Origin of the sequence: Ancylobacter aquaticus (assembly GCF_004339465.1) — a bacterium.
In the GTDB taxonomy this organism is placed as follows: domain Bacteria; phylum Pseudomonadota; class Alphaproteobacteria; order Rhizobiales; family Xanthobacteraceae; genus Ancylobacter; species Ancylobacter aquaticus.
Genome location: NZ_SMFY01000002.1, coordinates 689,173 through 708,135, shown reverse-complemented (window position 1 = coordinate 708,135; position 18,963 = coordinate 689,173). Strand labels below are relative to the sequence as shown.

Sequence of the window (18,963 nt, the reverse complement as noted above, 5' to 3'; positions counted from 1 at the left end):
TCTACCTATGGGGAAGTCGGGCGGCGCCGGCGGAGCAGGAGTTGCGCCGCGACGATGAGCACGATGGAGGCGGCCAGCACCAGCGCGCCGATGGCGTTGATTTCCGGCGTGACGCCGCGCCGGATCGAGGCGAAGACGTACATGGGCAGCGTGGTCTGCGATCCCGCGACGAAGAAGGCGATGATGAAATCGTCGAAGGAGAAGGTGAAGGCCAGCAGGAAGCCGGCAAGGATGGCCGGCAGGATCTGCGGCAGCACGATCGAGCGGAAGGTTGTGAAAGGGCTCGCATAGAGGTCGCTGGACGCCTCCACCATGTCGCGCCCGAGCGCGCCGAGCCGGGCCCGCACGATCATGGTCACGAGCGCGGTCGAGAACAGCCCGTGGGCGGCGATGATCGAGCCATAGCCGAGCGACAGGCGCGGCGGGGCATCGCCCGGCCACAGCACCGCGATCGCCGGATTGACGATCCCGAACAGTTGCACCAGCGCCACCAGCGTCGCAATGCCGATCACCACGCCGGGCACCACGATGGCGGCGCCGAACAGCGCGTCAAACACGGCGCGGGTGCGCGGGCCGGCGCGGCCGAGGCCGATGGCCGCCGCCGTGCCGCACAGCGAGGCCAGTGCCGCGCTGGTCGTCGCCACGATCAGGCTGTTGGTCAGCGCCTCCATGAGGAAGGTGTTGGAAAGCGCCCGCCCGTACCACTGGACGGAGAAGCCGGTGAAGTCGCTCGCGTGCCGGCCCGCATTGAACGAGAACACCACCACGAGCACGATCGGCAGATAGAGGAAGCCGTAAACGGCGACGACGAAGGCGCGCATCATAGGAGGTCGACCTGTCGGGCGCCGGAGAGCCGGGCGGTAATGCGGTTGGCGGCCAGCAGCAGCGCGACGGCGATGGCCACCAACGCCACCGCAATGGCCGAGCCGAACGGCCAGTTGCGCGATTGCAGGAACAGGTCGACCAGCGCATTGCCGATGAAGAACACCTTGCCCCCGCCCAGCAGGGTCGGGATGAGGTATTCGCCCAGTAGCAGGATCAGCACCAGCGAGAAGCCGGTCATCATGCCGGGCAGCGAGAGCCGCAAGGTCACGCCAAAGAAGGTAGAGAACGGCGTGGCGCCAAGGTCGGCCGAAGCTTCCAGCAGCCGGCGGTCGAGCCGCTCCAGGCTGATATAGATCGGCAGGATCATCAGCGGCAGATAGCCGTAGACGATGCCGAGCAGCACCGCGCCCGGGGTGTTGATGAGGCGCAGTTCCGGCAGGCCGATCATCTCCAGCCAGGCTGGAATGCCGCGCCCGCCGAGAATGTACATCCAGGCATAGGTGCGGATCAGCAGGCTGGTCCAGAACGGGATGACGATCAGCGCCACCAGCAGAAGCCGGCGCTGCGGCAGCACCTTCAGGGCCAGATAATAGGCGACGGGATAGGCAATGAGCAGGCAGGCCAGCGCCCCGGCCGGCGCCAGCAGCAGGGTGTTCCAGAATGCCGTCGCCCGTGCCGGCAGATTGGCATATTGGGCGAGGGTGAGGGCAGGTTGGTAGCCGCCGGCCGGCGCCCGCTCGCCCAGGCTGAACACCACGATCGCCACGAAGGGCAGCACCAGGAACAGGAACAGCCACACCGCAGCCGGAGCGAGCAGCAGGGCCGTGACCAGTCGCTTGCGAGCGGCGCCAGACATTCGAGGTCCTGTTCACAGGGTGGCACCGGGAGCGTCGCGCGCTCCCGAGCGAAGACGAGACGGGAGCGCGCGGCGGCGCTCCCTGAGTGATGTCGGGAGCGCGCGGGCGCCCCCGACAGGTCGCAGGATCAGGCCGACTTGAAGCGGGCCATCAGTTCGGCGCGGGCCGGGTCGGTCAGCGTGGCCGCCGCGCCGAATTCCAGCGGGGCGAGCAGATCGGCGGCGGGATAGAGGATCGGGTTGTCGAGCAGGTCCTTGGGCAGCAGGGCGTTGACGCGCGCATCAGTGGAGGGCGCACCATTGGCGATGTGCTCCTTCACCGCCACCTTGGGGTCCATCAGATAGTTCAGCAGCGCATAGGCCGCCGCCTTGTTCGGCGCGTCCTTCGGAATGGCGTAGAAGTCGGTCCAGATCTCGCCGCCTTCCTTGCCGAGCACATAGTCGATCTCGGGAATGTCGCGGTGCAGCTGGGCGCCGTCATTGGTCCAGCACATGGTCAGCCAGGCGTCGCCATTGCGCATGGCGGGCTGGTAGTCGCTGGAGATGGCGAACAGATGCGGCTTGACCTTGAGCAGCAGCTCCTCCGCCTTGGCCAATTCTTCCGGCTTCAGCGAGTTGAAGGAATAGCCGAAATATTTCAGCGCGTTGCCAATAGTGGTCAGCTGATAGTCATGCACCATGGCGCGCCCACTGCCGGTGGTCATGGCGGTGTCGAAGAAGTCCTTCCAGCTCGTCATGGGCGGGGTGAGCTTCTGGGTGTTCACCGCGAAGCCTGTGGTGCCCCAGTTCTTCGGCACCGCGCACAGCACGCCGTCCACTTCGCCCTCAGAGGTAAAACGCTTGTTCTGCGCGGCGGCGTCGTAATTGGGCAGCTTCGACACGTCGAGCGGGTCGATCAGGTCGAGCTGGCGATAGGTGGAGATGGTGTAATTGGTTGGCACGAACAGCGACCAGCCGGAGGCGCCGGCCTGCAGCTTGGCCAGCATTTCCTCGTTGGAGCCGAACACGTTCACCTCGACGGCGACGCCGGTATTGCTCTGGAAGTCGATAAAGGTCTGGGGGTCGTGGTAGTTCGGCCAGGTGGCGATCGACATGCGGTCGCCGAGTTCTCCTGCCGCATAGGCCGGCGTCGGCTGGAGGCCGAGTTCGCTGGCCAGCACCGCCGTGGCGACGCCGAGGCCGGTCACGCCGAGAAAGTGGCGGCGGCTGATGGAGCCGCGGCGGAAGCGCAGGAGCTGGTCGACAAATTCCCGTGCCGATAGCGGCAGGCCGTCACGATACGACTTCGACATGGCTGGTTTCCCTCTGGCTGGTCTTGTTGTCCGACGCCGGAAACGCCAGCGGCGCGCCGGGGTTGAAGCTGATGGTGACGCGATCGCCCGGTTTCAGGAGATCGCTCTGCGCCGCATTGTGGTCGGCAGTGGCGAGAAGGGTGCCGAGAAGCGGTACCTCGATGGCGTACTCGGCGGTCGAGCCGAGAAAGATGCGGTTGCGGATGATGCCGGACAGGCCGGTCTCGCCTGCGGGCGCGCCGAGGCGCAGAGCCTCCGGCCGCAGGCTCACCGCCGCCGCGGCGCCGGCGGCGACAGCTCCGCTCTGACGGGCGCTGATCTCCATGCCGTTGGCGAGTCGGATACGGGCGGCCCCATCCGTGCTCTCCAGAACGGTGCCGTCGAGGAAATTGGTCTTGCCTACGAAGGCGGCGACGAAGCGGTCGGCCGGGCGATCATAAATCTCGTCCGGCGCGCCAAGCTGGACGATGCGCCCGCCATTCATCACGCACACCACGTCGCTCATGGAGAGCGCCTCTTCCTGGTCGTGGGTGACGAGCACAAAGGTGATGCCCAGCTCGCGCTGCAAATTCTGTAGCTCGATCTGCATGTCGGTGCGCAATTTCTTGTCGAGCGCCGCCAGCGGCTCGTCGAGCAGCAGCACGGAAGGGCGGTTGACCAGTGCCCGTGCCAGCGCCACGCGCTGCTGCTGGCCGCCGGACAATTCATGCACCTTGCGCGCGCCGAAGCCGGCGAGCTGCACCATGGCCAGCGCATCGGCGGTGCGCCGGCCGATCTCGGAGGAGGTCAGGCGCGGGCGAATCTGGCGAAGTCCATAGGCGACATTGGCGCTGACATCGAAATGCGGGAACAGCGCATAATGCTGGAACACCATGTTGACCGGGCGCCGGTGGGGCGGCACCTCCGCCATGTCGGTGCCGCCGATCAGCACCTGCCCGGTGCTCGGCTGCTCGAAGCCGCCGATCATGCGCAAACAGGTGGTCTTGCCGCAGCCCGAGGGGCCGAGCAGGGCGATGAACGCGCCTTTCGGCACGGCGAAATCGGTGGGGTGGACGGCGGTGACATCGCCATAGCGCTTGCTGACGCCGCGAAACTCGATGTCGAGGGTCTGCTGGCCTGCCACCGGACGTTCTCCGCAGCTTTCCGGCCGCCGTCGGAGCGCGGCCGGGTCGTCATTGGTCAAAAAGCTAATACCGGCGCGTTTGAGGGTATATACCTTTGCAGTGGTAGAAAGAGCCTATTTATTCGTCACGAGGGGTATAGATGCTGGGCAGGCGCAAAGCCTCTGCGGGCGGGGCCGGGCAGGGAGAGGGTACGCGCCGAGAAGGCGAGCGGCCCTCGGCTGCGTGGCTGCTCGCCGAAACCATCGCGGCCGCCCATGAGCGCAGCGCCGATGTGCTTACCGGGCCGGGCGACGACCCCTTCGGCCACGCGCTCATCGCGTGGCTGCGGGCTCATGTGCCGTTCGACCATTGCGTGACCTTCGGCTATCGCGGCACGGCGCGCCCGCCGCTGCTGTTCGAGACCTTCAACCCGGCGGAGAGCCACGTCTACGTGACGCTGTACCAACTGGGGCCCTATCTGCTCGACCCATTCTACCACGCCGCGATCGAGCGCGTTGAGGGCTTCCGGCGCATGCGCGAGCTGGCGCCGGACCGCTTCTATGCCAGCGAATATTACCGCTCCTATTACAGCCAGACCGTGCTGGCTGAGGAGGTCGGCTTCTTCGTGCCGCTGGCCAATGGCGCGAGCGTGGTGGTCTCGCTGATGCGCAAGGCGGCGTCCGGCACGTTCGGCGCGGCGCAGGTTCGCCTCCTGCGCGAGCTGTCGCCGGTCGTCCTCGCTTTGTGCCGGCTTCGCTGGAGTGGGGAGGTCATTGGCGAGGCAGGGCGCGGCCGCCCGGGACGCGGGACGGACGGGCAGGGTGGGCGCGAGCTGGACCGCGGCACCATCTGGCAGGAACTGGCGCTGACCGCCCGCGAGGGCGAGGTGGTCGACCTCATCCTCCAGGGCCATTCCGCCGATTCCATCGCCCGCCTGCTGTCCATCTCAGCCGGCACGGCGAAGGTTCACCGTCGCAACATTTACCGCAAGCTCAACATCAATTCGCAGGCCGGCCTGTTCGCCCACTTCGTCGCCACCATGCAGCGCAAGCCGTGAACCGTTAAGACTTCGCCGCTGCCGCGCTCTCGCGCATCATCAGCGCGGCGCCGAGGAAAAAGCCGAACGCGCCGAGGCCGAGCAGGATGTTGGCAAGGTCCGGTATCCACCACGCTTCGCCCCCTCGCGGCACATAGGCGAGGGTCGAGGCGGCCATGAAGGCAAAGCAGCCAAGCAGATTGACGAACACGATCTGCCAGTCGAGCTGCCGGGGTCGCCAGCTCCAGTAGCGGTGCGCGGTCTCGACGAAGGCGAGATAGCCGGAGGCCAGGAACAGCACCGAGCCGATCATCCCCGGCAGCCACACGGCGAGGTCCTGCACCTCCCAGCCGTCACCGACCACGAGCGGGTCGAAGGTGTTGAAATTGAACGCCACCGTGCCGACGAACTGGCAGAAGGTGCTCAGCCATCCCGGGCTTTGCGGGTGCCAGCCGATCAGCGCGATCCGGCGCGGCGCGGCGGTGTCGCTCGGGTCGAGCGTGAAGGCGCTCGCATTGGCGGCCTGGAAGTGCTGGAGATACCCCGCCAGCGTGAAGGGGATGGACCCCATGAAGAACACGACATTGATCGGAGTCGCGGCAAGCCCGAGGTCGGCCGGCAGCAGGCTGAGCAGGCTGCCGAGCAGGAACAGCAGCGAGCCGAGCGCAAACAGCCCGCCGGTCCACCAATTGTAGCCCTGCGTCTGCCAGAACGGGACCGGCGCGTTCTCCAGCGCCCGGGCCGCGCGCGCCAGCCCCTTTCGGTGCTGGCGCGCCTTCCAGACGATGCGCCGGCCGGCATAGCCGTAGCTGCGCCTGGTGATGAAGGGCCCCGGTCCGGCGACATGCATGCGCAGGCCGGTGGAATGAAGGAGCGTCGCCTTCATCCGGCTTGTCCGCGGGGTTCTTCGCCGCGCGCGCCGGGTCTCACGTCGCCGTCGCCGCTTTCAGCGCCGCCGTGGCATCGCTTGCCTCCTGGTGGAGCAGGTGAAGCGGAAGCACCTTCGGCTCGGTCGCATCGGCCAGCGCGGCGAGGTCGAAGCGGGAGAAGTTGAGGCTCCTGTAGTCGCGCAGGAAGAACAGCTTGCGGTCGAGGTCCGACAGGCTGGTCCAGCAGGTGTATTCGGTGGCGTAGGTTTCGCTCGCCGGCTGGTCGAGCCCCGCCACCTCCATATGGCCGCCGCCCCCGCCGGGAGGGTCGATGCTCACCCCGCGCGGCCGGTCGAAATTGTTGAGGACGTGCGCCAGCGTTTGCACGGCGAGGTCCGGCGTCGCCGCCTTCTCGGTGAACTGGGCGTAATAGGCGGCGCGAACGAAGCGCCCGACCGAGGTGTTCGAGGCCGGCAGGCCGGCGGTGGCGATGCCGGAATCCGGCTGCACCGCCGTGTAGCCCCCAAAGCTGGCCGACGACTTATCGACATTGGAGAGGAAGGTGTAGTTGTTGAGATTGGTGAGGTGCCAGCCGAAATCCGGCCCGTTGGTCATCACCCCGACCGGATTGTCATAGATCTTCATCTCGCCGCGATCGAACTCGATCACCAGCGCCGCCCCGGTGGCGTCGTGCACCACATAGTGGAACGGTGATTCCACCCCGCCCAGCATCGCCAGCGGCACGAGCAGGATCGGCTGGGCCGCGACCGCCGCTTTCACCTCGGCGACGGTAGCGAATTGGCCGAGGCACCAACTGCCGAGATCGGAGGCGGAAAGCACGGCCTGCGTCATCGCCACCGAGCGGTACCCGCCACCGGCGGTGGGGTAGGACAACAGGCTGAAGGTCAACCCCTGGTCGTTCAGCCCTTCCAACACCTTCAGATCGTCGATGCCGGCGGGAGCCTCCGGCGTCGGTACGCGGTACGGCATGGTGACGGCGAGCATGGCGTAGCGCGCGGTGTATTCCGTCGCCGGATGCCCCTCGACCTGCGAGCGGGTGCGGAACCCGGCGGGAAAGAAGGCGATCTGGTAGGGCAGGTCGATGGTGAGTTCGAGCGTGCGGCCGAAATAGGCCCTGCCGCCTGCGTCGCGATAGCCGAGCGATGTGCACATCTCGTCCGTCCTTCCCGTTCGAGCGAGGGCCTGTGCCCCGCCACCGCGCCTCTCCTGTCGCGCCGCGCCGCCGGCCGGCGGACGTCGCCGCCCGTGGTTGGTGGCATGATTCAGCGGGAGGGGAAAGGCCGGCTCCCGTTTCATGCGGGTCGCCGCGCGGAGGTGAGGGGAGAACCGGCGGACGGTGCGCCATGCCATCTCCAAGCCTCGGATCGTGGCGGAAATTTGCCCTCACCCCAAGCCCTTGCTACCCCTTTGCCCAGTGTTTCCGACTCGCACGCCCTGCCGGAGAGTGGCGTTGACCTATTGGTGTCCCGTCTCAGCACGATCGGGTCGGTGGTGGCCGCGCGGTGCCGCCGCGCCGCTGCGCGCGGCAGTGGTGTGCCTCGCCGCGTTGCCGCTCGCCGGTTGCATGACGACCGGCACGGCGCCGGCGATCCCGCTGTTCGGCGCCTATTTTCCTTCCTGGCTGCTTTGCGCGCTGATCGGCATTCTCGGCGCCGTTATCGTCCGGCTCGTGTTCATCCGGGCCGGTCTCGACGATGCGCTGCCGATCCGGCTGCCGGTCTATGTCTGCATCGCCGCTGCCATCGGCTTTGCCGTTTCTCTCCTCGGCTTCGGACGCTAGGCGGTGGACGAGGAGGTGCACACCACCCCCCGCCGCCGGCTCGGCATTCTGGTAAGCCTTCTCGCGGTGCTGGCGGCGGCCTTTTTCGGCTGGCACTATCTGCGCCATGCCGAACTCAACCCGCTGTCGCAGGATGCCGAACTGACGGCGGACGTCACCGCCATCTCCGCTTCCGTGGCCGGCCGGATCGTCAGCATCGCCGTTCGCGAAAACCAGTCGGTGGCAAAGGGCGAGCTGCTGTTCGCCCTCGACCCGACGACGTACCGGCTGCTGGTGGAGCAGGCGGGCGCCGACCTCAAGCTCGCCGAGGCGGCGCTGGCCGACAAGCAACGCACCGTCACCGCCGAGCGGTCCAATGCCGTGATCGCGCAGGGCCAGATAACGCGGGCGCGGCAGAACCTCGCCCTTACGACGCAGACCCTCGCCCGGCTGGAGGCCCTGCGCCCCAAGGGCTATGTCAGCGCCCAGCAGGTGGACGACGCCGCCACCGCCAAGCGCGATGCCGAGGTGAGCCTCAAGCAGGCGATCCAGCAGGAAGCGGCGGCCCTTGTGCTGGTCAGCGACACGGCGGCGGCGGTGGCGCTGGTGGAGGCACGGCGCGCGGCGCTGGCGATCGCCGAGCGCGCGCTGGCCGACACGCAGGTGGCGGCGCCGTTCGACGGCAAGGTGGTGGGGCTGGAGACAGCGGTGGGCGAATATGTGCTGCCCGGCCAGTCGATCTTCGTGCTGATCGACACCGGCGCCTGGTTCGCCTCCGCCGCCTTCGTCGAGACAGAGCTTGCCGGCATCCGTGCCAGCAATTGCGCCACCGTCTATACGCTGGCCAACCGCGACGTGAAGATACGCGGCCGGGTGGAAGGCATCGGCTGGGGCGTGCAGTCGACCGAGCAGATCACGCTGCCGCGCAAGATGCCGATCGTGCCCAAGAGCCTCGACTGGGTGCGGGTGGCGCAGCGCTTTCCGGTACGCATCCGCCTGCTCGATCCCCCCGCCGATCTGATGCGGATCGGCGCCTCCGCCACCGCGACCGTGCATCATGACACGGAGTGCTGAATCGCCCTGGGGCGGCATCCTCCGCGAGGCCTGGGCCGACCTGCAGCCCACGCCCGGCCGCTTCGCCATGGCGTGGCGGGTCGCCCTGCTGTGCGCGCTCGTCTGCGGTACGGCGATGCTCTACAAAGTGCCGGAATCGGCGATCAGCTGCTACCTCATCATCTTCCTGATGCGCCCGAACGGGGCGGAGAATGTCGGGCAGGCGCTCGGGCTCATCGTCCTGGTGAGCCTCATCGTCCTGCTCATGGCTCCCATCATCCAGCTGACGGCGGAGCAGCCGCTGCTGCGCATTGCGGTGATCGCCGCGACCTCGTTCGCCTTCCTGTTCCTCAGTTCGGCGTCCCAACTGGGCGAGATCGGGGCGATCATCGCGCTGGTCATCGCCTTCGTGCTGACGCTCGTGGACCAGGTGCCGGCCGGCGAAATCGTCACGCGCGGCCTGCTCTATGCCTGGCAGATGGCGGTCATGCCGATGGTTCTGCTGGCGATTTTCTCGATGGTGCTCGGCACGTCGCCGCACCGCCTGCTGCGCCGGACGGTGATCCGGCAGCTCGACGCCGCTACCCTTGCGCTGTCGGGCAAAGGACGCCACGCCCTGCACGCGGCGCTGGAGGAGGGGCGGGCGGCGAGTGACAAGCAGGCCCTGCTGGCGCGCCTGTTCCACACCGCGCCGCGCCGTGAACTCGCCTGGCTTTCCGGTTCGGTGGCAACGACGTATCGCCTTCTTCTGGCGGTGGCGGCCCTGCCGGCCGGGCTCACCGACGGGGCGCTGGCGCAGCAGTGCCGGGCGATGGCCGCACAGGTTCGCGGCAGAGGCCGGCCGACGGCCGAGGCTGCACCCCTCCGCGAAGGCGAAGGGGAGGGCGCGCTGGACGCGGCCCAGAGGGCGCTGGCGGACCTCGTCCGGCCCAATGGCGGCACGGACGTGGTGGCGGCCAAGCCGCCCTTTCTGGCGGCGGACGCCTTCACCAATCCCGACCATCAACGCTACGCGCTGAAGACCACGGCGGCGGCGATTTCCTGCTACCTCATCTATTCGCTGATCGACTGGCAGGGCATCCATACGGCGATGGTGACATGCTATGTCGCGGCCCTCGGCACCACGGGCGAGACGGTACACAAGCTGGCGCTGCGCATCACCGGCTGCCTGATCGGGGCGGTGATGGGGCTGGGGTCGATCCTGTTCGTGATCCCGCATCTGCAATCGGTCGGCGGCCTTATGGCGCTTGTGTTTGCCGGCGTGCTGGTTGCCGCCTGGGTGTCGTCGGGAAGCGAGCGCATTTCCTATGGCGGCGTCCAGATCGGCCTTGCCTTCCTGCTCACCATCCTCGACGGTTTCGCGCCCAGTACCGACATGGATTCAGCGCGCGACCGGGTGGTCGGCATCCTGCTCGGCAATCTGGTCGTCTATGTCGTCTTCACCCAGATATGGCCGAAGAGCGCCGTGGCCGATGTGCGCGAGAGGCTCGCCAAAGCGCTGGGGGCGCTGGCGCGACTGGCCACGCTGGATCGCGCGGCGCGCGGACAGGCGGTCAACGAGGCCGGTATGGTGGAGACCGAACTTGCGAGGGCGCGCGACGTGCTCGCGCTGCTGCCTTTCGAGCCGGCCCATCAGCGGCCTCCCGCCGCGCGGGTCCAGCGCCTGCACCGGCTGGTGGAGGAGGCCGGCGCGGTGCTGCCGCTGCTGGTCTTCGCCGGGAACGTGCCGCAGGAGACGGCCCGGCGTCTTGCTGCGGCGGCGGAACAGGTCGCCCGCCGCGACGGCTGGCAGGCGCATGCGGAGGCGAGTGCGACGCCCGGCGGCGAGGCCACCGATGCTCTCGCCCGGCACACCGAGCGCATCGCCGATCTGGCAGCGGTGTAGCCCATGGAAACGAGGCGCTCATCCCCCCTTTCCCGAGCCGGCCCGCTTGCGCTGCTGCTGGCGGGGCTCCTGCTGTCCGGCTGTGCGACCAGTGCCCTGAAGACCGCGCCGCAGGACTCCTCGCAGCCTTGGGCGCCGATTGACGCAGCGTCGCCGGCTTCCGTCGACGGCGGAACGTCGGACTGGGCGACGAAGCAGTTCAGCGTGCCCGCCGACCCGGAAGTGGCGCAGATGCAGCCGGCGCCGGGCATCGACCCGCGCCGCGCCTATGGTCTGCCCGAGCTCATCGACATCGCCCAGACCCAGAACCCACTGACCCGCCTTGCCTGGCAGCAGGCCCGGCAGGCAGCGCTGGCGACAGGCATGGTGGAGGCGACCTATCTGCCCTTCATCTCGGCCAATGTGATCGGCGGCTGGCAGGAGACCTCGGCCTCACTGCCCGTGGCGGCCGGCAGCACCAACCAGGTGTCCAGCCGGATCGAGGGCGTGTCGCCGCAGGTCGCGCTGCAGTGGCTGCTGTTCGATTTCGGCCAGCGCGACGCGCTTCACAAGACGGCGCGCCACAACGCCACGGCCGCCAATATCCTGTTCAACGGCGCGCACCAAAAAATCATCCACGACGTGACGCGCAGTTATTTCCTCTACAGCGCTGCCCGCAGCCGGGTGCGGATTGCCGAACAGAACGCCGCCAACGCCAGAAAAGTCTCCGCTGCCGCCCAGGCGCGCAATGACGAGGGGCGGGGAACCACGGTGGAGGTGGCGCAGGGGCGGCAACTCGTGGCGCAGGCGCAGTTCGGCCTGGTGCAGGCGCAGGGCACGGAGCGCGATGCCTATCAGCTGCTGCTGGGGGCCATGGGGGTATCCCCGATGACGAAGATCACCATCCGCGAGGCTGGCCGGCGCGCGCTGCCGGCCAGCGTTGGCGCACCGACCGAGGAGATGATCAAGGCCGCGCTTGCCCGCCGGCCGGATGTCCTCGCCAGCTTCTCTGCCTTGAAGGCGAGCCGCTCGGCGATTGGCGCGGCGCAGGCCGAGTTCATGCCCAAGGTGTTCCTCGGCGCGGTGGCGGCCGGCGGCGATGCCAGCTTTAGCGCGACCGGCCTGCCGACCATCGGCCAGCAGGCCTCCGCCACCGGGGTGCTGCTGGGCGTGACCATGCCGATTTACGATGGCGGGCTGCGCGCGGCGCAATTGAAGAACGCGGAATCGCTGGCGGCGGCGAGCGAGGCCACCTTCGAGCAGACGCGCGACGCGGCGGCGCGGGAGATCGTCATCAGCGCCGACACGCTGCGCTCGGCGCTGGCCTCTTATCGCGCCGCAACGGCGCTGGTGAGCGCCGCGACGGTCACCTATGACGCCGCGCTCGACGCCTACACCAGCGGCGTCGGCGACATCACCGCCGCCACCGCCGCCGATAGCGGCCTGCTGACCGCGCGACTGGCGCAATCCGACGCCCATGCCGCCTCGCTGGTGGCGGCCGCCAACCTCGCTTTTGTGCTCGGCGCCATGACCTCCGCCGAGGTGCCTGCCGGCTTGACGGGGCGGTGAGCGAGGCCTTCCGTCGCCCGGCGGTAGCCGAAGCGGGGCGGATTGCTTGCTCTCACCGCCCCTCTGTCGCTACCCTTCGGTCATACGCGGCCACCGCGGTCGCCGATCCCACTTGCCTCCGCCTCGTGAAAGGACGCCCGTCTTGACGTCAGAAAAGTCCAGCGCCGACCTGCGCAGCGACCTCCTAGACGACATCTATTCGTCGGCCGACCTGCTGGGGATGCTGCCGAAAACCCAATTCCCCGCGACGGAGCGAGAGCCGCGCCACGTCTTCGCGGCGGTGCGCGACGAACTGATGCTGGATGGCAATTCGCGCCAGAACCTCGCCACCTTCTGCCAGACCTGGGTCGATGACGAGATCCGCGACCTGATGGACCTGTCGATCGACAAGAACATGATCGACAAGGACGAGTACCCGCAGACCGCCGAGATCGAGGCGCGGTGCGTGCGCATGATGGCCGATCTGTGGAACGCGCCCGACCCCCAGGGCACGCTCGGGTGCTCCACCGTCGGCTCTTCCGAAGCGGCGATGCTGGGCGGTCTCGCTCTGAAATGGCAGTGGCGCAAGCGTCGCGCCAAGGAGGGCAAGCCGGCCGACCGGCCGAATATGATCTGCGGCCCGGTGCAGATCTGCTGGCACAAATTCGCCCGCTATTTCGATGTCGAACTGCGCGAGATTCCGCTTGAGGGCGACCGGCTGATCATGACGCCGGAGGAAGTGCTCAAGCGCGTCGACGAGAACACGATCGGCGTCGTGCCGACGCTGGGCGTCACCTTCACCTGCCAGTACGAGCCGGTGAAGGCGGTCAGCGATGCGCTCGACAAGCTGCAGGCCGAGACCGGGCTCGACATCCCCATTCATGTCGACGGCGCCTCGGGCGGTTTCCTCGCTCCCTTCTGCGCGCCTGAGATCGAATGGGATTTCCGCCTGCCGCGCGTGAAGTCGATCAATGCCTCCGGCCACAAATTCGGCCTCGCACCGCTGGGGGTGGGCTGGGTCATCTGGCGCGAAGCCGGGGACCTGCCGCCGGAACTCGTCTTCGACGTGAACTATCTCGGCGGCGACATGCCGACATTCGCCCTCAACTTCTCGCGCCCGGGCGGCCAAATCATTGCGCAGTACTACAATTTCGTCCGGCTCGGGCGGGAGGGCTACGCCAAGATCCAGAACGCCTGCTACGACACGGCCGAATATCTCGCCCGCGAGATCGCCGCGCTCGGGCCGTTCGAGATGCTCTATGACGGTAACCGGGCCGAGGGCATTCCCGCGCTGTGCTGGAAGCTGAAGGACGACAAGGGAATTGGCGGCTACACGCTCTACGACCTTGCCGACCGGCTGCGCTCGCGTGGCTGGCAGGTGCCGGCCTATTCCATGCCCGCGAACCGGCAGGACATGGTGATCCAGCGCATTCTGGTGCGCCACGGGGTGAGCCGCGACCTGGCCAGCCTGCTGCTCGACGATCTCCGTCGCGCGCTCGACTTCTTCGCCAAGCATCCCGTCACCCACCCGCTCACCGACGACGAGGCGGCCGGGTTCAATCACAACTGAGCGCGGAAGGGCCGGGCGCTTCGGAGTCTCCGGCCCTTTTCGCTGCCTCAGCCGAGCGTCATCAGGCTGGCATTGCCGCCGGCGGCGGCGGTGTTGGTGCTGGTGGAGCGCTCCAGCATCAGGAGGTCGAGCGGGTAGGTCTCGCCACGCGCGACATCGTCCGGCGCCAGCCCGTGCACCAGCACGATCGACCCCTCCCGGCCGGCGATCGCCTCGTTGAGCCGGCGCAGCGCATCGCCATCGCCCTCGAACAGCACGGCGTCGAAGCTCGCATCCGCGTGGCTGGCGGTCAGGCTGATCCGGTCTTCCAGCCCGTTTGGCAGCGCCGGCATCCGGGAGCCTTCCAGCAAGACCCGATTGCCGGTGGCGAGCGCCGAGGCGATCTGCACGGCGAAGCCTTTTTCGGTCGCCGCCAGGCACAGCACGGTGCCGCGCGGAGACAGCGCATACATATTGCGCTCGCCCACCGGGCCCGGCAGCTCTGCCCTGTGGCCGTGCGGCGAGGCGTCGAGAACCGCGCCGCATAGCGTCCTCGTGCCGGCATCGGACTGGAAGTCGACCCAGAGCTGCGCGAGGGCGGGGGCATCGGTTCCGATCTTCGCCAGCAGGGCGGCGGGACGACGCGCGAGCAGGCGGCCGAGATAAAGCGGCCCGCCGGCTTTCGGTCCCGTACCGGAAAGCCCATGCCCGCCAAAGGGTTGCACCCCGACCACGGCGCCGATGAGGTTGCGGTTCACATAGACATTGCCGACCTCGATGCGCGCGCAGACGCGGGCGATGGTCTCGTCGATGCGGGTATGCAGGCCGAAGGTGAGGCCGTAGCCGGTCGTGTTGATCGCGGCGATCAGATCGTCGATCTCTTCGCGGCGGTAGCGCACCACATGCAGCACCGGGCCGAACACCTCGCGGGTGAGCGCGCCGACACCGTCGATCTCGATCAGCGTCGGAGGCACGAAAGTGCCGTGAAGCGTGTCCTCGCCGAGCGCGATCTGCTCGACGGCACACCCGCTCTGCCGCAGGCGCTCGATATGGGCGTCGATTCCGGCCTTCGCCTCGGCCGTAATGACGGGGCCGATATCGGTCGAAAGAAGCACCGGGTTTCCGACGCTGAGCTCCTTGAGCGCCCCGCGCAGCATGGCCAGGATGCGGTCCGCGACATCCTCCTGCAGGCAGAGAATGCGCAGCGCCGAACAACGCTGGCCGGCGGAATCGAAGGCGGAGGCCAGCACGTCGGCCACGACCTGCTCGGCCAGCGCCGAGGAGTCGACGATCAGCGCGTTCTGGCCGCCCGTCTCGGCGATCAGGGGAATGACACTGCCATCGGGGCTGAGCCGGGTAGCGAGTTGGCACTGGATGAGGCGCGCCACTTCGGTCGAGCCGGTGAACATGACGCCGCGCGTGCGGGCGTCGCCCACCAGCGCCGCGCCCACCTCGCCGCCGCCGGGCAAAAACTGCACCGCGCCCGCCGGCACGCCGGCCTCTCGCAGGATTTCCACCGCCGCGAAGGCGATGAGCGGGGTCTCCTCCGCCGGCTTGGCCAGCACGACATTGCCGGCCGCCAGCGCGGCACTGACCTGCCCGGTGAAGATGGCGAGCGGGAAGTTCCACGGGCTGATGCAGATCACCGGGCCGAGGGGGCGGTGCGCGTCGCTGGAAAATCCGTCGCGCACCTGCGCGCCGTAATAGCGCAGGAAATCAATGGCTTCGCGCACCTCGCCAACGGCGTTTGGATAAGATTTCCCGGCCTCGCGCACGATGATGCCGATCAGCGCCGGCATCCGCGCTTCCATCAGCTCGGCGGCGCGGAACAGGCAGGCGGCGCGCTCGGCCGGGGGTGTGGACTGCCAGATCGGGGCGCTCGCATGGGCATGCTCCATGGCGCGGGCGACGATCTCCGGGGTGGCCTCGACCACCGTGCCGACCTGGTCGCGGTGGTCGGCCGGGTTGAGCACCGCGCGGGCGCTGCCCGCCACAGGGCCGTCGGCCAGCAACGGCCTGGCCGCCAGCGGCACGGCGCTGCCGGCCAACAGGGCGGCGGCGAGGGAGCCGAGGCGCTGTTCGTTGGAGAGGTCCAGCCCGGCCGAATTGCGCCGCTCGGCACCGAACAGATCGGCCGGGGCGGCGATGCCGGGATGCGGCGCGCCGAGCGGCTCGATGCGCTGGGCGGCCTCCACCGGGCTCTCGGTCAGTTCGTCCAGCGGCACGTTCGGGTCGGCGATGCGGTTGACGAAGGAGGTGTTCGCGCCATTCTCCAGCAGGCGCCGCACGAGATAGGCCAGCAGCGTCTCGTGGGTGCCGACGGGCGCATAGATGCGGCACGGCCGGCCCAGCTTCTCGCGGCCGACCACCTCCTCATAAAGCGGCTCGCCCATGCCGTGCAGGCACTGGAATTCATACTGCCCGGCATAGTAGTTGGCGCCGGCCATTTCCATAACGGTAGCAAGGGTTTGCGCATTGTGGGTGGCGAACTGCGGAAACACCGCATCCGGCGCCGCCAGCAGCTTGCGGGCGCAGGCGAGGAAGGCAACGTCGGTGTGGACCTTGCGGGTATAGACCGGAAAGCCTTCCAGCCCGTCGACCTGCGCGCGCTTGATCTCGCTGTCCCAGTACGCGCCCTTGACCAGCCGCACCATCAGCCGGTGGCCGGAGCGGCGGGCGAGGTCGATCAGGAAGTCCACCACATAGGGGCATCGCTTCTGATAGGCCTGAATGACGAAACCGATGCCGTTCCAGCCATTTAGCGCCTCATCGAAACAAAGAGATTCAAGCAGGTCGAGCGAGATTTCCAGCCGGTCGGCCTCCTCGGCGTCGATGTTGAGGCCGATATCATAGTGGCGCGCCAGCTTCGCGAGGGCGGTCACACGCGGCAGCAGCTCGTCGACAACGCGGGAATATTGCGCGCGGGTGTAGCGGGGGTGCAGGGCGGAGAGCTTGATCGAGATGCCCGGCCCTTCATAGATGCCGCGCCCCGCCGAGGCCTTGCCGATGGCGTGGATGGCTTGCTCGTAATCGGCGAAATAGCGCTGCGCGTCGGCTTCCGTGGTGGCGGCCTCGCCGAGCATGTCGAAGGAAAAGCGGAAGCCCTTCGCCTCCATGCGGCGGGAATTGGCGAGCGCCTCGGAGATGGTCTGGCCGGTGACGAACTGCTCGCCCATCATCCGCATGGCGACATCGACGCCGCGCCGGATCAGCGGCTCGCCGCCGCGACCGATCAGCTTGGTGAGCGCGCCTGTGAGGCCCGCCTCGCTTGAGGTGGAGGTCAATTTGCCTGTGAGAACAAGGCCCCAGGTGGCGGCGTTGACGAAGAGCGAGGGGCTGTGGCCGAGATGGGCCTGCCAGTCGCCATGGCCGATCTTGTCGCGGATCAGCGCGTCGCGGGTGGCGCGGTCGGGAATCCGCAGCAGCGCCTCGGCGAGGCACATCAGCGCGACGCCTTCCTGGCTGGAGAGCGAATATTCGTGGATGAGACCTTCCACCGCCCCCTTCTGGCCCTTCTCGCGCAAGGCTTCCACCAACGAGCGGGCGCGCTCCCGGGCGACTTCGGTCTTCGCCGGCGGCAGGGTGGCGGCCCCCATCAGCACGGGAACGGCTTCGGTTTCCGGCAGGCGATAGGCCGAGGTGATACGGGCGCGCAGCACGCTCTGGGGTTGGATGCCGCGGGCGAAGGGCAGGAATGGGCCGTCGGACGGTGCGTCACCGAGGGTGGGCGCTGCTGCCACATCAAGCTGCAGAACGGCGCCGAGACCGCGCTCGGTGCGCTCGATGGCGGCAGTGAGCGCGTTCTTGACCAGTGCATGCGGGGTGCAACCCTGGCGCTCGGCAGCGGCCTTCAGCCGGGCACGGAGCGCCTCGTCGATCTTTACGCCAATCGTCGTGCTGCTCATGCCGGTTGCTCCCCATAGATTGCCGCTTCTGGATAACGTGTAACCCTTGATTCAGGTAGGTGCAACCGGCTGGTTGCTCCGCTTTTCTGGCAGGTGATCGCCAACGCGACGGGAAGCCCGGCACGAGATCTGGCGCCGCCGAACCGCCATCGGGGGCTCACGTTCTCTTGGTCACATCGAGGATACTCCTTGGCAGGTGCCGGGGGCGTGCTTACGTCCCGCCTATGACCCGTCTCGCAAACACACCTCTTTCCGTTCTCGACCTCTCCTTTGTCGCTTCTGGCGGCACAGGGCCGGAGGCGCTGCGCGGCACGCTCGACCTCGCTCATCATGTCGACAATCTCGGCTTTTCCCGCTTCTGGGTGGCAGAGCATCACAATCTCGCTTCCGTCGCTTCGGGTGCGCCAGATGTGATGGCAGGGCAGATTCTCGCCGCCACATCGCGCATCCGGGTCGGTTCCGGCGGGGTGATGCTGCCCAATCATGCGCCGCTGATGGTGGCGGAGCGCTTCAAGGTGCTGGAGGCGCTCTATCCCGACCGGGTCGATCTCGGCCTAGGCCGGGCGCCGGGCACCGACCAGTTGACGTCGCACGCGCTGCGCCGGCGGCAGGATGTCGATCCCGGCGATGATTTCCTCGACCGGCTGAAGGAGCTGATGCTCTGGGATACGGGCCTTTGGCCGGCGGACCACCCGTACCGCAACATTCAGGTGATGCCGGTGGATGTGAGGCTGCCGCCGATCTGGCTGCTCGGCTCGTCCGGCTACAGTGCTCGGCTCTCGGCGCAGATCGGGGTGGGCTATGCCTATGCCCACCATTTCGCCCAGCACGACGTGCTGGACGCGATGTTGAGCTACCGCGCCGGCTTCCAGCCCTCCGAGAGGCTGGCCGCTCCCCATGCCATCCTCGCGCTGGCGGTGGTGTGTGCGCCCACCGACGAGGAGGCGGAATATCTCGCGGGCAGTGTCGATCTCGCGCATCTCAGGCGCGCGCGCGGCCATTACGGCCCTATACCTACTGCCGATGAGGCTGCCGCCTATCCCTACACGGAGGCCGACCGCGCCTTTATCCGCCGCAACCGCGACAAGGTTCTGGTCGGCGGGCCGGACAAGGTGGCGCAGGGGCTGGAGCACCATCTCGACGCCACGCTGGCGGACGAGCTGATGATTACCACCGCCATTCCCGACCTCGCGGCCAAGAAGCGTTCCTACACGCTGATCAAGGCGCTGCAGGCGGCGGCCGAGGCGGCCTGACGCTGCATCCCTGACACAGCGTCATCCCGG

14 protein-coding genes are annotated in these 18,963 nt (G+C 68.0%); 7 read left to right on the top strand and 7 right to left on the bottom strand.

Features of this window, described 5'->3' with window-relative positions; all coding sequences use genetic code 11:
• Positions 1-5: 5 nt before the first annotated feature.
• From EV667_RS12880 to EV667_RS12865, 4 genes are all read right to left on the bottom strand, one after another.
• Entirely contained in the window at positions 6-821 is an 816-nt protein-coding gene (locus EV667_RS12880) for an ABC transporter permease (RefSeq protein WP_131836337.1), read from the bottom strand.
• On the bottom strand, positions 821-1,681 hold the full coding sequence (locus EV667_RS12875; RefSeq protein WP_131835729.1) for an ABC transporter permease: 861 nt from the start codon (positions 1,679-1,681) through the stop codon (positions 821-823). Before EV667_RS12875 ends, EV667_RS12880 begins: the two co-directional genes overlap by 1 nt.
• A 128-nt stretch (positions 1,682-1,809) precedes the next feature.
• Positions 1,810-2,973, bottom strand: a complete 1,164-nt coding sequence (locus EV667_RS12870) for an ABC transporter substrate-binding protein (RefSeq protein ID WP_131835728.1) — start codon at positions 2,971-2,973, stop codon at positions 1,810-1,812.
• Positions 2,954-4,096 (bottom strand): ABC transporter ATP-binding protein, encoded by a 1,143-nt coding sequence (locus tag EV667_RS12865; RefSeq protein WP_131835727.1) that lies wholly within the window; start codon positions 4,094-4,096, stop codon positions 2,954-2,956. The genes EV667_RS12870 and EV667_RS12865 overlap by 20 nt, the downstream gene beginning before the upstream one ends.
• Before the next feature lie 140 nt (positions 4,097-4,236).
• On the opposite strand from EV667_RS12865, the gene EV667_RS12860 reads away from it, so the two are divergent.
• Positions 4,237-5,133, top strand: coding sequence for a helix-turn-helix transcriptional regulator (locus EV667_RS12860; protein ID WP_131835726.1), 897 nt, complete (start codon positions 4,237-4,239; stop codon positions 5,131-5,133).
• A gap of 4 nt (positions 5,134-5,137) precedes the next feature.
• Here the strand turns inward: EV667_RS12860 and EV667_RS12855 are convergent, their stop codons facing one another.
• Both EV667_RS12855 and EV667_RS12850 read right to left on the bottom strand, forming a co-directional pair.
• Complete coding sequence (locus EV667_RS12855; RefSeq protein WP_131835725.1) at positions 5,138-5,998, bottom strand: hypothetical protein; 861 nt, start codon at positions 5,996-5,998, stop codon at positions 5,138-5,140.
• A 40-nt stretch (positions 5,999-6,038) separates the two neighbouring features.
• Positions 6,039-7,154, bottom strand: a complete 1,116-nt coding sequence (locus EV667_RS12850; RefSeq protein ID WP_131835724.1) for a linear amide C-N hydrolase — start codon at positions 7,152-7,154, stop codon at positions 6,039-6,041.
• A gap of 298 nt (positions 7,155-7,452) precedes the next feature.
• Between EV667_RS12850 and EV667_RS12845 the strand changes: the two genes are divergently transcribed.
• The 5 genes from EV667_RS12845 to gad all read left to right on the top strand — a co-directional run bounded on the left by EV667_RS12845 (position 7,453) and on the right by gad (position 13,796).
• The gene (locus EV667_RS12845; RefSeq protein ID WP_245516132.1) at positions 7,453-7,782 is read left to right on the top strand and encodes a YtcA family lipoprotein; all 330 of its coding nucleotides are present in this window, start codon (positions 7,453-7,455) and stop codon (positions 7,780-7,782) included.
• Positions 7,783-7,785: 3 nt separating this feature from the next.
• Positions 7,786-8,835 carry a multidrug transporter subunit MdtN gene (gene mdtN, locus EV667_RS12840; RefSeq protein WP_131835723.1) on the top strand — a complete coding sequence of 350 codons (1,050 nt, stop codon included), beginning with the start codon at positions 7,786-7,788 and terminating at the stop codon, positions 8,833-8,835.
• Entirely contained in the window at positions 8,819-10,699 is a 1,881-nt protein-coding gene (locus tag EV667_RS12835; RefSeq protein WP_131835722.1) for an FUSC family protein, read from the top strand. Before mdtN ends, EV667_RS12835 begins: the two co-directional genes overlap by 17 nt.
• A gap of 3 nt (positions 10,700-10,702) precedes the next feature.
• Positions 10,703-12,247 carry a TolC family protein gene (locus EV667_RS12830; protein WP_245516131.1) on the top strand — a complete coding sequence of 515 codons (1,545 nt, stop codon included), beginning with the start codon at positions 10,703-10,705 and terminating at the stop codon, positions 12,245-12,247.
• A 142-nt stretch (positions 12,248-12,389) separates the two neighbouring features.
• A complete protein-coding gene (gene gad, locus EV667_RS12825; protein WP_207907745.1) occupies positions 12,390-13,796 on the top strand; it encodes a glutamate decarboxylase in 1,407 nt (468 codons plus the stop codon).
• Between the two features lie 47 nt (positions 13,797-13,843).
• Here the strand turns inward: gad and putA are convergent, their stop codons facing one another.
• Complete coding sequence (gene putA / locus EV667_RS12820) at positions 13,844-17,680, bottom strand: trifunctional transcriptional regulator/proline dehydrogenase/L-glutamate gamma-semialdehyde dehydrogenase (protein WP_131835721.1); 3,837 nt, start codon at positions 17,678-17,680, stop codon at positions 13,844-13,846.
• Positions 17,681-17,904: 224 nt separating this feature from the next.
• Between putA and EV667_RS12815 the strand changes: the two genes are divergently transcribed.
• The gene (locus EV667_RS12815) at positions 17,905-18,933 is read left to right on the top strand and encodes an LLM class flavin-dependent oxidoreductase (RefSeq protein ID WP_131835720.1); all 1,029 of its coding nucleotides are present in this window, start codon (positions 17,905-17,907) and stop codon (positions 18,931-18,933) included.
• Positions 18,934-18,963 lie beyond the last annotated feature (30 nt).

Excerpts from the sequence above, each read along its gene's own strand:
- EV667_RS12875 (WP_131835729.1), bottom strand. The coding sequence starts at position 1,681 with ATGTCTGGCGCCGCTCGCAAGCGACTGGTCACGGCCCTGCTGCTCGCT.
- EV667_RS12830 (WP_245516131.1), top strand. The coding sequence starts at position 10,703 with ATGGAAACGAGGCGCTCATCCCCCCTTTCCCGAGCCGGCCCGCTTGCG.
- EV667_RS12855 (WP_131835725.1), bottom strand. The coding sequence starts at position 5,998 with ATGAAGGCGACGCTCCTTCATTCCACCGGCCTGCGCATGCATGTCGCC.
- EV667_RS12880 (WP_131836337.1), bottom strand. The coding sequence starts at position 821 with ATGCGCGCCTTCGTCGTCGCCGTTTACGGCTTCCTCTATCTGCCGATC.
- putA (WP_131835721.1), bottom strand. The coding sequence starts at position 17,680 with ATGAGCAGCACGACGATTGGCGTAAAGATCGACGAGGCGCTCCGTGCC.
- EV667_RS12870 (WP_131835728.1), bottom strand. The coding sequence starts at position 2,973 with ATGTCGAAGTCGTATCGTGACGGCCTGCCGCTATCGGCACGGGAATTT.
- EV667_RS12860 (WP_131835726.1), top strand. The coding sequence starts at position 4,237 with ATGCTGGGCAGGCGCAAAGCCTCTGCGGGCGGGGCCGGGCAGGGAGAG.
- EV667_RS12815 (WP_131835720.1), top strand. The coding sequence starts at position 17,905 with ATGACCCGTCTCGCAAACACACCTCTTTCCGTTCTCGACCTCTCCTTT.
- EV667_RS12850 (WP_131835724.1), bottom strand. The coding sequence starts at position 7,154 with ATGTGCACATCGCTCGGCTATCGCGACGCAGGCGGCAGGGCCTATTTC.
- EV667_RS12835 (WP_131835722.1), top strand. The coding sequence starts at position 8,819 with ATGACACGGAGTGCTGAATCGCCCTGGGGCGGCATCCTCCGCGAGGCC.